Here is a 12956-nt window from a genome sequence, read left to right on the forward strand (position 1 = left end):
CGTGCGGCCCCTTGCGGCGCCCACGCACTGCCGCGCTCCTGCGCGCCTGCGCCAGCCTGCTGCCCGTCCGCGGTCTGGGCCTGCACGGACACCCCCGCCAGGGCCACACCCTGCTGCTCCAGCATCTCGCGCAACTGCGCCAGGCTGTTGTCCAGCACCGCCCGGGTGTGCTGCTGGTCGGCCTGGAAAGTCACATGGGCTTCGTTGCCGCGCACGGAGACCTGCACCCGCACGTTCTGCCCATCCTGGTCCAGGACCACCTCGGCGCGCTGTTGCTTGCCCTGCAGCCAAAAGCGCATGTCTTCCACCGGCACGTCGGCCTGGGCCTCCCACTGCGCATCCTGGGCCTGCTGGGTCTCGCGCACCGCGTTCTCGGTCAAACGGGTGCCGCTGCCTTGCGCCGCGGACATGCCCGCCACCGCATCCTGCCCCGACTTGCTACCCTCGGCACGCTCCGTGGCCTTGGGTTGCAGGCCTGCGCCTGCGGCCGCCCACTGCTCCACCTGACCAATGACGCGTTGCAGCGTTGGCGAGGGGATGGCCTGCGGGTCTTCCAGTTTCCAGGCCCCCAGCAGATTGACACGCCCCTCGGAGGCTGGCGTGTCCGGCTGCACCAGATCGGCCACGGCCTGCAATCCGTCCTCGACCAGACCTGCGGCTTCTGTGGCCACCTTCACCACCGCGGCCGCCGCACCACCTTCCGCCACCCAGGGCAGGGCCGACTGCACGCCGGCCGCGACGGTCGCCACGGCCTGGCCTGCCGCCACATGTGGCTGGGCCCCCCAACCTGCAGGACTGGCACGGCCCGCCGCCTGCTGCGCCAGCACAAAGCTGCCGTTTTGCAGCGCCGCATCGGCACGGTCATCCAGCAGCGCCGTCTGGCCCACCAGGCTGCCCAGGTCCAAGCCGATGGACAAGCCGTCGCGCAGCACGGCGCTGTCGGCCTGCACGAGCTCGGCGCTCGGCAACTGCCGGGCCTCCAGCACGTCCTGCGCCGCCGCCCGGGCTTCGAGCGCGGCGGGAGGCTGCAGGCCTTGCAACAGCTGGGCAAACGCGGGCGCCCCTTCACGCCCGTCTTCCACCTTGCTCTTGTCCTGCTTGTCGCTGGCCGCGGCCTTCGCCTTGGCCGGCGTGTTCGCTGCTTGAATATCCATGCTCAGACCTCTTGAAACTGCAGGCCGAACGTGCGGCCGATGAACTGCAGAGCCGCACGCTCATCGGTCTGCTTTTGCTCGCGGCGCATCTGCGCCAGCGCGATATCGCGGCGGCGGGTTTCCACCACCTTGTTCAGGCTGCTCAGGCGCAGCTCCGACGCCATCAAGGCCTTCTGCGCCGCTTCCAGGCGGATCGCCTGGTCTGCCATCACCTTGGTTTGCAGGTTGATGGCATGCTGCAGCCGGTCCATGAACTGGCCGTGGTGGAACATCACCTCGGGCTTCATCGCCGCCCCTTCGCTAGCCCCCCAGCGCTGCTGCATTTCGCGGGCGTAGTTGTCCAGCTGTTCCATCTGGGACCTGGCGGCATCGTGGGCATGCTGACGCTCACGCAAGGCCTGGCGCGCCTCGTCGCGTTTGCGCGTGGCCATTTCGATCGCGATCATCAGTGCATTGAGTGACGACATTCCCAGCATCCTCTAGTTATCTCAAGCCGGCTGTTGCAGGACATCAGCCATTTGCGCCAGGCTCTCGTCCATGGAAGCAGACTCGAACATGGTCTGCTGCAGGAACGTGGCCATCGCCGGTTGCAGGCGGATGGCCTCGTCGACCTGGGGATCGGAGCCGTTGACATAAGCTCCTACTTGTATCAAATCCTTGCTTTTTTGATAGCGCGAATAGACGGCCCTAAAACGTCTAGCTAACTCAAAATGCTCCCGGCTGACGACGTTGTGCATCACCCGCGAGGCCGACTGCTCAATATCGATGGCCGGGTAATGCCCCTGTTCCGCCAGGGCCCGCGACAGCACGTAGTGGCCATCCAGGATGGCGCGCGAAGCGTCCGCAATCGGGTCCTGCTGGTCATCCCCCTCGGACAGCACGGTGTAGAAGGCCGTGATCGACCCCACGCCATTCAGGCCGTTGCCACTGCGCTCGACCAGGGCCGGCAGCTTGGCAAAGCAGGACGGCGGATAGCCCTTGGTGGCGGGCGGCTCGCCAATCGCCAGCGCAATCTCCCGCTGGGCCTGGGCATACCGGGTCAGCGAATCCATGAGCAGCAGCACATGCTTGCCCTTGTCGCGGAAATGTTCGGCAATCGCCGTGGCGTAGGTGGCCCCCTGCATGCGCAGCAGCGGCGGGGCATCGGCCGGCGCCGCCACCACCACCGCGCGGCTGCGGTCCTGGGCGCCCAGGATGTCCTCGACGAATTCCTTGACCTCGCGGCCACGCTCACCGATCAGGCCCACGACGATCACGTCGGCCTGGGTGAAGCGCGCCATCATGCCCAGCAGCACCGATTTACCGACGCCCGAACCCGCAAACAGGCCCAGACGCTGGCCACGCCCCACGGTCAGCAGGCTGTTGATGGCCCGCACGCCCGTATCCAGGCTTTCGCGCACCGGGGCACGCTCCATGGCATTGATGGGCTCACGGTCCAGCGGCTCGGACACGACGTTCACCAGCGCGCCGCCGTGGTCCAGCGCCACACCCTGCGAGTCGACCACGCGTCCCAGCAAGCCATCGCCCATGGGCAGGCGCAGCACGCCCGTGGCCAGGGACGGCGCCTCGGTATCCCCCAGGCGCAGGGGCGGCACAAACGGCTCGGCCGGTGTGACGGTCGCCCCGCACGACAAGCCCTGGATGTCGCCGGCCGGCATCAGGAACGCCCGATCGCCGGCAAAACCCACCACCTCGGCCAGCACCGGCTCCTGACCGGGCATCTGCAGATGGCATTGCGAGCCCACGGGCACGCGCAGGCCACTGGCCTCGAGCACCAGGCCGGTCAGCCGTGTCAAGGTGCCGTGGCTGTGCAAGGGCAGCGGCTGGTTCACGCGCTCGCGCCCCACCCGCAGCATGTCCTGCAACTGTGCCACTGCGGCGCCGATGGGCGAATGGTCAGTTGCCATGGCCGGCTCCACCGTCGTACCAGGTCGACACCAGGCCGAGTGCCGCCACGGCACGCTGCCAGCGGCGCTCCAGGCTGCCATCGATCTGTGCGCCCTGGCTTTCCACCAGGCAACCACCCTTGGCCACCGTCGGGTCGGACAGCCATTCCACCTTGGGATTGGGCAAGGCGGCACGCAGATGGGCCTGCAACTGCTGGAAATCCTCGGGATTCAGGCGCACCACGGCCGGTTTGGTGTCGGCCCCCAGCATGTCCAGGGCCTCGGCCACCACGGGTTGCAGGGCCTGGGGGTTGCAGCGCAGTTCCTGGCGCACCACCTGGCGCGCGATATCCACGGCCAGCTGCAGCAAGTCGGGCGCCATCTGCTGCTGCAGGCCCTGCACCCCGGTCTGTGCGGCATGCAGCACCTCGTTCAGGCGCTGTGCCGTCTCACGGCCCAGGTTGTTCTGGTAGTCGGCCATGCGGGCCTGCCATTCCTGGGCCGCCTGCTGCCGGCCTTGCTCCAGGCCCTGGGCATAGGCCTCCTGGCGGGCCTGTTCCAGTTGCTGCTGCAGCTCTTCCTCGGAAATCCCAGGCACCGGCAGGGGCACATCGTCGAGCTCCAGCTCAGGCACGGGCGCGGCCTCTAGCTCCTCGGGCTGCGGCTCGGCCACGGGCTCTTCGGCCAAGGGCAGCAAGGCGGGGTCCGAGGTCATCTCGGGCATGGCCGCAAAGCCTTTGTTGAAGGTGCCATTGCGGACACCACCAAAGTGCCAGTGCCGCACCTGCTGCTCGTCAATCTCTTCGCTGGGAATAAAGCGTGTCATGTCAACCTACTGGAACTGCGAAGGACTGGCCTTAGACAAAGCTGTCTTCTGGGCCACCGCCCAGCGTGATCTGGTTTTCGTCCGCCAAGCGACGCACCACCTTGAGGATTTCCTTTTGCTGCGCCTCCACCTCGGACAGGCGCATGGGGCCGCGCGCTTCCAGGTCTTCGCGCAGGGCCGAGGCCGCACGCATGGACATGTTGGCCAGGATCTTGTCGCGCACTTCCATGGAGCCGCCCTTGAGCGAGATGATCAGTGTCTCGGACGCCACCTCGCGCAGCACCAACTGCAGCGAGCGGTCGTCCAGCTTGACCAGGTCGTCGAACACGAACATCTTGTCCATGATCTTCTGCGCCAGGTCCGCGTCGTAGTTGCGGATGGTGTCCAGCACCGCCACATCGGCATTGCCGCCCAGCAGGTTGATCATCTCGGCCGCAGCCTTGACACCGCCCAGCGAGGTCTTGCGGATCTTGTCGCCACCGGCCAGCACCTTGTAGAGCACTTCGTTCAGGTCCTTCAGCGCCGAAGGCTGGATACCTTCCAGCGTGGCCACGCGCAGCATCACTTCGCTGCGCATGCGCTCGGGCAGCTGCATGAGCACCGCCGCGGCCTGGTCGAACTCCAGGTGCACCAGGATGGCCGCCACGATCTGCGGGTGTTCGTTGCGCAGCAGTTCCGCCACCGAGATCGGGTCCATCCACTTCAGGCTTTCAATGCCCGAGACGTCACCGCCCTGCAAGATGCGGTCCAGCAGCAGCGCAGCCTTGTCATCGCCCAGCGCACGGCGCAGCACCGACTTGACGTAGTCGCTGGCGTCCTCGACCAGCAGGCTCTGGGCGGCGCAGTCGTCGGTGAAGCGCGCGATCACGAAATCCACTTTTTCCTTGGACACCCCGCGCATGCGGGCAATCGTCTCACCCAGCTTCTGCACTTCCTTGGGCGACAGGTGCTTGAAAACCTCGGCCGCCTCTTCCTCGCCCAGGGACATCAGCAAAATGGCGGCGTCGTTCAGACCTCGATCATCCATAGCAAACTCTTTGTGTTCTGTAGATAGTTAGGTGCCAGCGGTCAGGATCAGTGGCTGCCATCGCTGCCATTGACCCAGGTCTTGACGATGTTGGCCACGGCAATCGGGTTCTGCTTGGCCAGGGCGCGCGCCTGCTGCAGGCGCAGCTCCTCGGGGGCGGGCTCGCCCGGCTTGGGCGGGGCGGCCAGTGCTGGGCGCTCCAGCTCTTCGGCCTCCAGCAGATCCAACTGCTGGGCCAGCTCCTTCTTCTTGCGGGCCTTGAGGATCGGACGCACCACGCCGAACATCAGGATCAGGGCCGCCAGCACCAGGCCCACCGGCCAGGCGATGGAGCGCACCAGATCGATCGTTTCGGGCTGCTGCCAGATCGGCAGGTCCGAAGCCAGGCGCAGCTCCTGCTGGAAGGGCGTGTTCATCAGATTGACCGAATCCCCGCGCTCCGCGTTGAAACCGATGGTCTCGCGCACCAGGGCCAGCATCTGTGCCTGCTGCGCCTCGGTCATGGCCTGGGGCGTCACGGCCGCGCCGGCCTCGGTCGCTGTGCCGGGCAGGTAGTTCACCACCACCGCAGCCGTCATGCGCTTGATGGAGCCCGTGCTGTTGCGGGTCACGCGCACGGTCTTGTCCACTTCATAGTTGGTGACCGATTCGCGCTTGCTGCCGGGAATGGCCATGATGTTGGTCTGCTGGCCATTGGCCGCCTGCAGCGTGGGGGCCGCGCCGTTGATGGGCGCCGCCGCGTTCTGCGGGGGCTGGTTGCTGACGGCACCGGGCACGCCGGTCGGGGGCACAGGTTCTTTCTCGCCAGTGCTTTCCAGCACCTGCTGGCTGCGCACCGCGCTCGCGGCCTGACCCTGGTTGGGGGCATGCAGCTCCGAGGTCGATTCGGTGCGCGAAAAGTCCAGCTCGGCCGTCACCTGCGCCTTCACATTGCCCTTGCCGACCACCGGCTCCAGGATGTCCAGGATGCGCTGGGTGTACTGCTTTTCCAGCTGTTGCTGGTACATCAGCTGCTGGACGTTGACGGGGCTGTCTTCAGGGTTGCCCGTCTGCGACAGCAGCTTGCCCGAGTCGTCCAGCACGCTGACCGCGCTGGGCAGCATTTCCGGCACGCTGGAAGAAATCAGGTGCACGATGCCCGCGATCTGCGTGCGGTCCAGCATGCGGCCGGGGTACAACGTCAGCAGCACGGAGGCCGAAGGCTTTTGCTGCTCACGGAAAAAACCATTCTGGTTGGGCAGGGCCAGGTGCACGCGGGCGTTCTGCACGGCCGACAGGCCCATGATGGAGCGGGTCAGTTCGCCCTCCAGGCCGCGCTGGTAGTTCACGCGCTCCTGGAACTGGGTGATGCCGAACTTGCTGTTCTCCATGATCTCGAAGCCAGAGACTGCGCCCTTGGGCAGCCCCTGGGTCGCCAGCTTCAGGCGCACATCGTGCACCCGGTCCGCGGGGATCATGATCGAACCACCACCTTCGGTGTACTTGTAGGGCACGTTCATGGCCGCCAGCTGCGTGACGATGGCGCCACCGTCCTTGTCGCTCAGATTGGAGAACAGCACGCGGTAATCGGGCTGTCGGCTGAACATCAAGGCCGCAATCACCCCCGCCACCACCAGCGCGCCCACAGCGCCGATCAGGATGCGCTGATTGCGATCAAGGCTTGCCACCCGCTGCTGCCAGCTCATCGGGCTTGCGGCAGCGGGGTTCTCAGCAACAGGAATTTCAGCAACTGCAGACATGTTCTTTTCCAAATGGGAGCTCGGGCCCGACACGGAGCCCAACGTGCTGCCGATTATTCGGACTTCCCACGCCACCGTTCCCCCGATAAGGCGGCCGTTTCCCCATTTATTCGCACAGATGCCAGGCTTGCATTTGCCTACGATTGCGCCATCAATCAAGAACAACCCAGGGATGAACACCATGGACCTGCGCCTGCAAAGCACCAACTCTGCGCTGACACCCATTTCCAGCGATATGGCCCAACGCCTGACCAAGCCTGTGCAACAGGCCGAAGCAGACGGCCATGGTTTCAGCCACGCCCTGAAAAATGCGCTGCACTCCGTCAGCGCGCCCAGAACCACTCCAGCCACCTGCAGCAAGAAGTGCAGATGGAAAATCCCTCGGTCAGCCTGGAAGAAACCATGGTGGCCATGCAGAAGGCGCAAATCGGCTTCCAAGCCACCCTGCATGTGCGCAACCGCCTGGTGCAGGCCTATACCGATGTCATGAACATGCAGGTCTGAGCACCTGCCTGTGCAGGGCGAATGGCCACCCCAGCCTGCGCCCCGCCCCAACGCTCGCCCCTTCAAAAAATCTTGATGACCGCACCCCTTGGGTTGCGGTCTTTTTTGCGCGCCGACTTGGCCACAGCCCATCGCCACGCAAGCAGGTCCACAGGCCTTTCAGCTCAGAAAAGATGAGCGCACCGCGCACATCCATCGCACCCTTCAGGTCATTAATACCTTGAAACTCTTCATAGACGAGCGCCAGCAGCTATCAAAAGCACTAGCGCCAGATCCTGGTGGTTTCAGCGACACCAACCACACCACACCAACGCCCAGATCTGACTGCCCCGGGTGGGCCCATGAAAAAAGCCGCATGCCTTGCAGCATGCGGCTTGTGTCCCCACCAAGGACTTAACTACCTAGCAGTACGCAGCGCCCACCTCAGTGCAACACCGAGCTGGCCGGGACCTTGCCCATGTACTCCAGCGTCGCCAGCCACGGCTCGGCCAGCACCCGGATCTGCGCGTCATTGCGCAAGATGCTCTGCATGATGCGCGTCTTTTCCTTGCGCTGCGCGGGCGTCAGCACCTGCTCCTGGGACTGCACGCGCAGCTCGCCAATCAGCACGGCGCACGATTTCTCACATTCCACCACGCAATCCCAGTTCTGTTGCAACGCGGCAGACAGCATTTCGGCACTCTTGGCCTCAATGGCCTTGTAGTAATCGAGCAATCTGTTCTCCTGCACAGCACCCCCTCACATCACGGGGTTGGCTGCGGTTCCAATCTCTTTCCAGCCTTGCGCCACGGGCTGCAAAACCTTGATGACTTCTTCCACCAACACCACATCATTGTGGATGTTTGCTTTGGTCAATTGGGCCACAGAATAGTCATACAGCAGCTTCAGATTAGCCGCCAGTTCACCGCCCTTTTCCAAGTCCAAACCCATCACCAGGCCCTCTTGCAAAATGCGTACAGACTTGGAGATGTGGCGCCCTTTTTCTTCCACTTCACCGCGCTCCATCGCGCCACGCGCGGCGTTCAGCGACTGGAACAAGCCATCGAACAGCATCTGAATCAACTGGTGAGGCGACGCACTTTCCACCTGGGAATGCGCGCTCACCTGACGGTAAGCCTTGGCAGCGCCGTAACCTGCAGATGAAAACATGGGAATCCTTACCTTTCTAAATACATCCGGGGGGTGCAATGCCCCCCGCCCAGACCTTGAGACCACCCAGCCCCAGCCGGGCATCAATCGGACTTGTTCCACGACGCCACCATCTGCTCCACATACGAGCTCAGCGAGTTCAGCGACGCCATCTTCACATCCAGGGCCGAATACTGTGAGCGCAGGCGCTTCTCCACGGTCACGGCGCGCGCCTCCACCTTAGCCACCTCATCGCGATTGCGCTCCAGCTGGCCTTCCAGGGCATCCGTCTTGTTGTTCAGCGTACCTTCGTACGCCAGCAACTCATCCGTCAAGGTCTTGAAATTCACCGCAATCCCACCGCCCTGGCCCAGCGCATCCGGCTTCGCTGCAAACATCGACTTCATGGCCGCCACATCGTTCATGGCCGTGGCCAGCTTGGTGGTATCGAGCGTCAATGCGCCACCTTGCTGCATTTGAATGCCAATGTCCGACAGGCGGGTATAAGCCCCCGTGGCATTGCCCGTCACGCTCTGCGTCAGCATGCGCAGCGAGTTTTGCAGGCTCACCGTGCTGCTGTCACCCTGCAGCGCCCCGGAGACCCCCGTGTTGGACTCGTACGCCGTGGACGTGCTCAGCAACTCATTGAGCGCGTTGTAGGCATCCACAAACGCCTGAATGCTGGTCTGGATCGCCTCCGTATCCTGGGTCAGGCTCAGCAAAGAATCGCCCTTGGCCGACACCGAGATCGACAGCCCCGGAATCACATCCGCAAACGTATTGCTGGTGGACTCCAGCGCCACACCGTTGAGCGTGATTTGCGCATTCTGGGCTTCCTGGGCCACCGTAAAGCCCCCCGTGCCCGCCAGCTTGGCCAGGCCCGTGTCAGCGCTGGTATCCACCGGCGCCAACGTCCCGTCGGCATTCTTGCTCGCACCGAACTCCACCGCAAACTGGCTGTCCGTACCCGTGCTGCGCGCGCGCACCATCAACTGCTGGTTGCCACTGCTGTCGGTAATCACGCTGGCCACCAGCGTCTGGCTCAGCGTGGGATCTTCATTGATCTTGGCCGCCAGCGTGGTCAGCGTATCCGTCGCGGTGACGGGCAGATCCACCGTTTTCGCCTGGTCACCCGCGCCCACTTTCACGCGCATGACGCCCGCCGTGCCCATATTGGCTTTGGCCGCCAGCTTGGTGCTGGCCGAAGTCTGGCTCTGCGCCAGCTCGCTGACCGAAATATTGTAGGAACCTGCGGCCGCAGACCCGGTCATCGTGGCATTCACGGCCGAGCTGTTGGACGAGCTGATCTTCACCGAGTCCCAGGTGCGGTCCAGCGTCAAATCGCGCGCCGCAGAATTCAGGTCATCCGTCAACGACTTGATTTCACCGTAGGTCGAAATCTGGGTGTTGATCACCTCGGCCTTGGCGTCCAGGGTCTTGATGGGCTCCTTCTCCAGCTCCACCGTCTGCGAAATGATGCTCTCCACATCCAAGCCGCTGCCCACGCCAATCGAAGAAATAGATGCCATCACTCGCTCCTTAAAAAATTGTGCGCCCGCGCACTGAAAGCACTGCGCAACTCCCTGCATTTTGCAACAACAGGGCGGCCTTCAAAAGGCCAAACAACACGGCCAGAACCATGCAAAAACACTGACCTGCCCAGCGCCACCCTTGCGCAGCCCCTGGCCACCTGCACCAGGGCCGTGCGGCGGGACTGTTGCATCCTTTATCGGCAGGCCCGCCGATTTCTCAAGCTTTTCTCACCCCTGGCATGCAAAAAAACGGCACCCCCTTGCGGGGGTACCGTATCAAGCAAAGCATGACTTTCAACTTCAAAGGTGGCACCCCAGTCTCAAGGCGCCCACCGTGGCGCGCTTTAGCCCAGCAGGCTCAGCACGTTCTGGGGCAGCTGGTTGGCCTGGGCCACCATGGCCGTACCGGCCTGCTGCAGAATCTGCGCAGTGCTCAGATTGGCGGTTTCGGTCGCAAAGTCGGCATCCACAATCCGGCCACGGGCGGCGGTGGTGTTTTCCTTCATGATGTCGATGTTTTCCACCGTCTTGTCAAAGCGGGTCTGCAGGGCACCCAGGTTGGCACGGGCCGCGTTCACCTGGTCCATCGCGCTGTCAATTTGCTTGATGGCGTCCCAGGCGCCGGCTTGGGTGCTGATGTCCATGTTCGCAATACCCTTGTGCGCCACCACGTCTGTTGCATCGATATTCAAATCAGCAGCATCAAAACCTGTCGTATCTGCCGTAAAAGCGGCGCCGAAAGTCACAGCTTCGTCGCTGTCAGAGCGCACTTCCAGCTTGTAGGTGCTGCCATCCTCGGTGCTCAAGAAGGCCGTGACACCGGTGTCTGCGGTCTTGGCATTGATGGCGGCCACCACCTGGCCCAGGCGCTCTTGCTCAGACGAGGCGGCATCCAGCGCACCCAGTTCAATCGCAGCGGCGCTGCCCACCTGAATAGTAAAAGTCTCTGCGAGCGTATCGTCCATGGCATCCAGCTCGGTAATCACCGAGCCATCGAGTGCTGCTGTGTCCGCTTCTTTCTTACCATAGCTGACATTGCCCAGACCATCGGCGGTGGCCTTGGTGGTGGCGCCCACGGTGATGTTATCGCCGGCATTGGCACCCACCTGGAAGGTGGCGCCGGTGAACGAGCCATCAAGCAGCTTGGTGCCGTTGAACGAGGTGGTCTTGGCCACGCGGTCGATTTCCGCGGTCAGCTGCTTCACTTCGGCCTGCAGGGCTTCGCGGTCTGCCGCGCTGTTGGTGGCGTTGGACGATTGCACGGCCAGTTCACGCTGGCGCTGCAGCATGTCGCCCACCTTGCCCAGCGCGCCTTCCGCGGTTTGCGCCAGCGAGATACCGTCGTTGGCATTGCGGGCCGCCACGGTCAAGCCACTGGCAGTGGCTTTCATGCGCTCCGAAATAGCCAGACCGGCGGCATCGTCCTTGGCGCTGTTCACGCGCAGGCCGGAAGACAGGCGCTGCATGCTGGTGCTCAGCGAGCTGGACGAGGTGGTCAGATTACGCTGTGCATTCAGCGAGATGACGTTGGTGTTAATGGTCATTGCCATTTTGTTTCCCCTTCAAAAAAACTGGTGGAGGGCGCGAGGTGGGTGCGGGGGTGGAGGGACGGCGCTGGCCTTGCCTGACCTGGCCAGTACGCAGTGCCTGGCGCACCCGGGTTTTCAAGGAAACCCCTTGAAAACCCAGACTGCATCTACGCTACACGCTCTGTTTATTGCAGCAGGCTCAGCACATTCTGGGGCTGCTGGTTGGCCTGGGCCACCATGGCCGTACCGGCCTGCTGCAGAATCTGCGCAGTGCTCAGATTGGCGGTTTCGGTCGCAAAGTCGGCATCCACAATCCGGCCACGGGCGGCGGTGGTGTTTTCCTTCATGATGTCGATGTTTTCCACCGTCTTGTCAAAGCGGGTCTGCAGGGCACCCAGGTTGGCACGGGCCGCGTTCACCTGGTCCATCGCGCTGTCAATTTGCTTGATGGCGTCCCAGGCGCCGGCTTGGGTGCTGATGTCCATGTTCGCAATACCCTTGTGCGCCACCACGTCTGTTGCATCGATATTCAAATCAGCAGCATCAAAACCTGTCGTATCTGCCGTAAAAGCGGCGCCGAAAGTCACAGCTTCGTCGCTGTCAGAGCGCACTTCCAGCTTGTAGGTGCTGCCATCCTCGGTGCTCAAGAAGGCCGTGACACCGGTGTCTGCGGTCTTGGCATTGATGGCGGCCACCACCTGGCCCAGGCGCTCTTGCTCAGACGAGGCGGCATCCAGCGCACCCAGTTCAATCGCAGCGGCGCTGCCCACCTGAATAGTAAAAGTCTCTGCGAGCGTATCGTCCATGGCATCCAGCTCGGTAATCACCGAGCCATCGAGTGCTGCTGTGTCCGCTTCTTTCTTACCATAGCTGACATTGCCCAGACCATCGGCGGTGGCCTTGGTGGTGGCGCCCACGGTGATGTTATCGCCGGCATTGGCACCCACCTGGAAGGTGGCGCCGGTGAACGAGCCATCAAGCAGCTTGGTGCCGTTGAACGAGGTGGTCTTGGCCACGCGGTCGATTTCCGCGGTCAGCTGCTTCACTTCGGCCTGCAGGGCTTCGCGGTCTGCCGCGCTGTTGGTGGCGTTGGACGATTGCACGGCCAGTTCACGCTGGCGCTGCAGCATGTCGCCCACCTTGCCCAGCGCGCCTTCCGCGGTTTGCGCCAGCGAGATACCGTCGTTGGCATTGCGGGCCGCTACGGCCAAACCCTTGGCTTGGGCATTCATGCGTTCCGAGATGGCCAGACCGGCGGCATCGTCCTTGGCGCTGTTCACACGCAGGCCGGAAGACAGGCGCTGCATGGTGGTGCTCAGCGAGCTGCCAGAAATGCTCAGGTTGCGCTGGGCGTTGATGGAAGCGACGTTGGTGTTGATGGTCATGGCCATGGTGAAATTCCTTTAAAAGGTGTTGAGTGCTTTGCGATAAACGGCGTCTTGTGCGCCATGTTTGGGTTATCGGAGCCGCCCGCAGGAATCTTTAGGAATATTTCAGAAATTTTTGCAAAAAGCGGCCACTTACCGCCAAGGCCTTGCTCTGCGTGCATGCGCTGCCACCACTCCAGTGCCATCCCAGGGCCATATTGCCCCGCATGGCATGCCCATGCCGGGGCACACAGCCCCTATTCA

At 63.3% G+C, this 12956-nt stretch carries 12 protein-coding genes and 1 pseudogene; 1 reads left to right on the plus strand and 12 read right to left on the minus strand.

Features of this window, described 5'->3' with window-relative positions:
- The 6 genes from SJH88_RS08475 to fliF form a co-directional block, all read right to left on the minus strand.
- A partial coding sequence (locus tag SJH88_RS08475; RefSeq protein ID WP_274754187.1) for a flagellar hook-length control protein FliK occupies positions 1-1154 on the minus strand: 1154 nt, incomplete at its 3' end.
- A 2-nt stretch (positions 1155-1156) separates the two neighbouring features.
- Positions 1157-1621, minus strand: a complete 465-nt coding sequence (gene fliJ / locus SJH88_RS08480) for a flagellar export protein FliJ (RefSeq protein ID WP_274754188.1) — start codon at positions 1619-1621, stop codon at positions 1157-1159.
- 21 nt (positions 1622-1642) lie between these two features.
- Positions 1643-3010, minus strand: coding sequence for a flagellar protein export ATPase FliI (gene fliI / locus SJH88_RS08485; protein ID WP_225890718.1), 1368 nt, complete (start codon positions 3008-3010; stop codon positions 1643-1645).
- A 40-nt stretch (positions 3011-3050) separates the two neighbouring features.
- Entirely contained in the window at positions 3051-3866 is an 816-nt protein-coding gene (locus SJH88_RS08490; protein ID WP_274754189.1) for a FliH/SctL family protein, read from the minus strand.
- Between the two features lie 31 nt (positions 3867-3897).
- Complete coding sequence (gene fliG, locus SJH88_RS08495) at positions 3898-4893, minus strand: flagellar motor switch protein FliG (RefSeq protein ID WP_183303260.1); 996 nt, start codon at positions 4891-4893, stop codon at positions 3898-3900.
- A 47-nt stretch (positions 4894-4940) separates the two neighbouring features.
- Positions 4941-6632, minus strand: a complete 1692-nt coding sequence (gene fliF, locus SJH88_RS08500; protein WP_274754190.1) for a flagellar basal-body MS-ring/collar protein FliF — start codon at positions 6630-6632, stop codon at positions 4941-4943.
- Positions 6633-6813: 181 nt separating this feature from the next.
- Between fliF and fliE the strand changes: the two are divergent.
- Positions 6814-7136, plus strand: a pseudogene (gene fliE, locus SJH88_RS08505) (flagellar hook-basal body complex protein FliE).
- Positions 7137-7559: 423 nt separating this feature from the next.
- Here fliE and SJH88_RS08510 read toward each other — a convergent pair.
- The 6 genes from SJH88_RS08510 to SJH88_RS08535 form a co-directional block, all read right to left on the minus strand.
- Positions 7560-7850: a flagellar protein FliT gene (locus SJH88_RS08510; protein ID WP_479680502.1), complete on the minus strand. Its 291-nt coding sequence runs from the start codon at positions 7848-7850 to the stop codon at positions 7560-7562.
- Positions 7851-7874: 24 nt separating this feature from the next.
- Positions 7875-8285 (minus strand): flagellar export chaperone FliS, encoded by a 411-nt coding sequence (gene fliS, locus SJH88_RS08515; RefSeq protein ID WP_274754191.1) that lies wholly within the window; start codon positions 8283-8285, stop codon positions 7875-7877.
- Positions 8286-8368: 83 nt separating this feature from the next.
- The gene (fliD, locus tag SJH88_RS08520; RefSeq protein ID WP_274754192.1) at positions 8369-9793 is read right to left on the minus strand and encodes a flagellar filament capping protein FliD; all 1425 of its coding nucleotides are present in this window, start codon (positions 9791-9793) and stop codon (positions 8369-8371) included.
- Positions 9794-10140: 347 nt separating this feature from the next.
- Complete coding sequence (locus SJH88_RS08525) at positions 10141-11346, minus strand: flagellin N-terminal helical domain-containing protein (protein WP_274754193.1); 1206 nt, start codon at positions 11344-11346, stop codon at positions 10141-10143.
- Positions 11347-11510: 164 nt separating this feature from the next.
- The gene (locus SJH88_RS08530; RefSeq protein WP_274754194.1) at positions 11511-12716 is read right to left on the minus strand and encodes a flagellin; all 1206 of its coding nucleotides are present in this window, start codon (positions 12714-12716) and stop codon (positions 11511-11513) included.
- Positions 12707-12874, minus strand: a complete 168-nt coding sequence (locus SJH88_RS08535; RefSeq protein WP_274754195.1) for a hypothetical protein — start codon at positions 12872-12874, stop codon at positions 12707-12709. The genes SJH88_RS08530 and SJH88_RS08535 overlap by 10 nt, the downstream gene beginning before the upstream one ends.
- Positions 12875-12956: the final 82 nt, after the last annotated feature.

The organism is Comamonas sp. GCA5 (assembly GCF_036541385.1).
Taxonomy (GTDB): domain Bacteria; phylum Pseudomonadota; class Gammaproteobacteria; order Burkholderiales; family Burkholderiaceae_C; genus Comamonas; species Comamonas aquatica.

Excerpts from the sequence above, each read along its gene's own strand:
- SJH88_RS08525 (WP_274754193.1), bottom strand. The coding sequence starts at position 11,346 with ATGGCAATGACCATTAACACCAACGTCATCTCGCTGAATGCACAGCGT.
- fliS (WP_274754191.1), bottom strand. The coding sequence starts at position 8,285 with ATGTTTTCATCTGCAGGTTACGGCGCTGCCAAGGCTTACCGTCAGGTG.
- SJH88_RS08530 (WP_274754194.1), bottom strand. The coding sequence starts at position 12,716 with ATGGCCATGACCATCAACACCAACGTCGCTTCCATCAACGCCCAGCGC.
- fliI (WP_225890718.1), bottom strand. The coding sequence starts at position 3,010 with ATGCTGCGGGTGGGGCGCGAGCGCGTGAACCAGCCGCTGCCCTTGCAC.
- SJH88_RS08490 (WP_274754189.1), bottom strand. The coding sequence starts at position 3,866 with ATGACACGCTTTATTCCCAGCGAAGAGATTGACGAGCAGCAGGTGCGG.
- fliJ (WP_274754188.1), bottom strand. The coding sequence starts at position 1,621 with ATGTCGTCACTCAATGCACTGATGATCGCGATCGAAATGGCCACGCGC.
- SJH88_RS08535 (WP_274754195.1), bottom strand. The coding sequence starts at position 12,874 with ATGCACGCAGAGCAAGGCCTTGGCGGTAAGTGGCCGCTTTTTGCAAAA.
- fliG (WP_183303260.1), bottom strand. The coding sequence starts at position 4,893 with ATGGATGATCGAGGTCTGAACGACGCCGCCATTTTGCTGATGTCCCTG.
- fliF (WP_274754190.1), bottom strand. The coding sequence starts at position 6,632 with ATGTCTGCAGTTGCTGAAATTCCTGTTGCTGAGAACCCCGCTGCCGCA.
- fliD (WP_274754192.1), bottom strand. The coding sequence starts at position 9,793 with ATGGCATCTATTTCTTCGATTGGCGTGGGCAGCGGCTTGGATGTGGAG.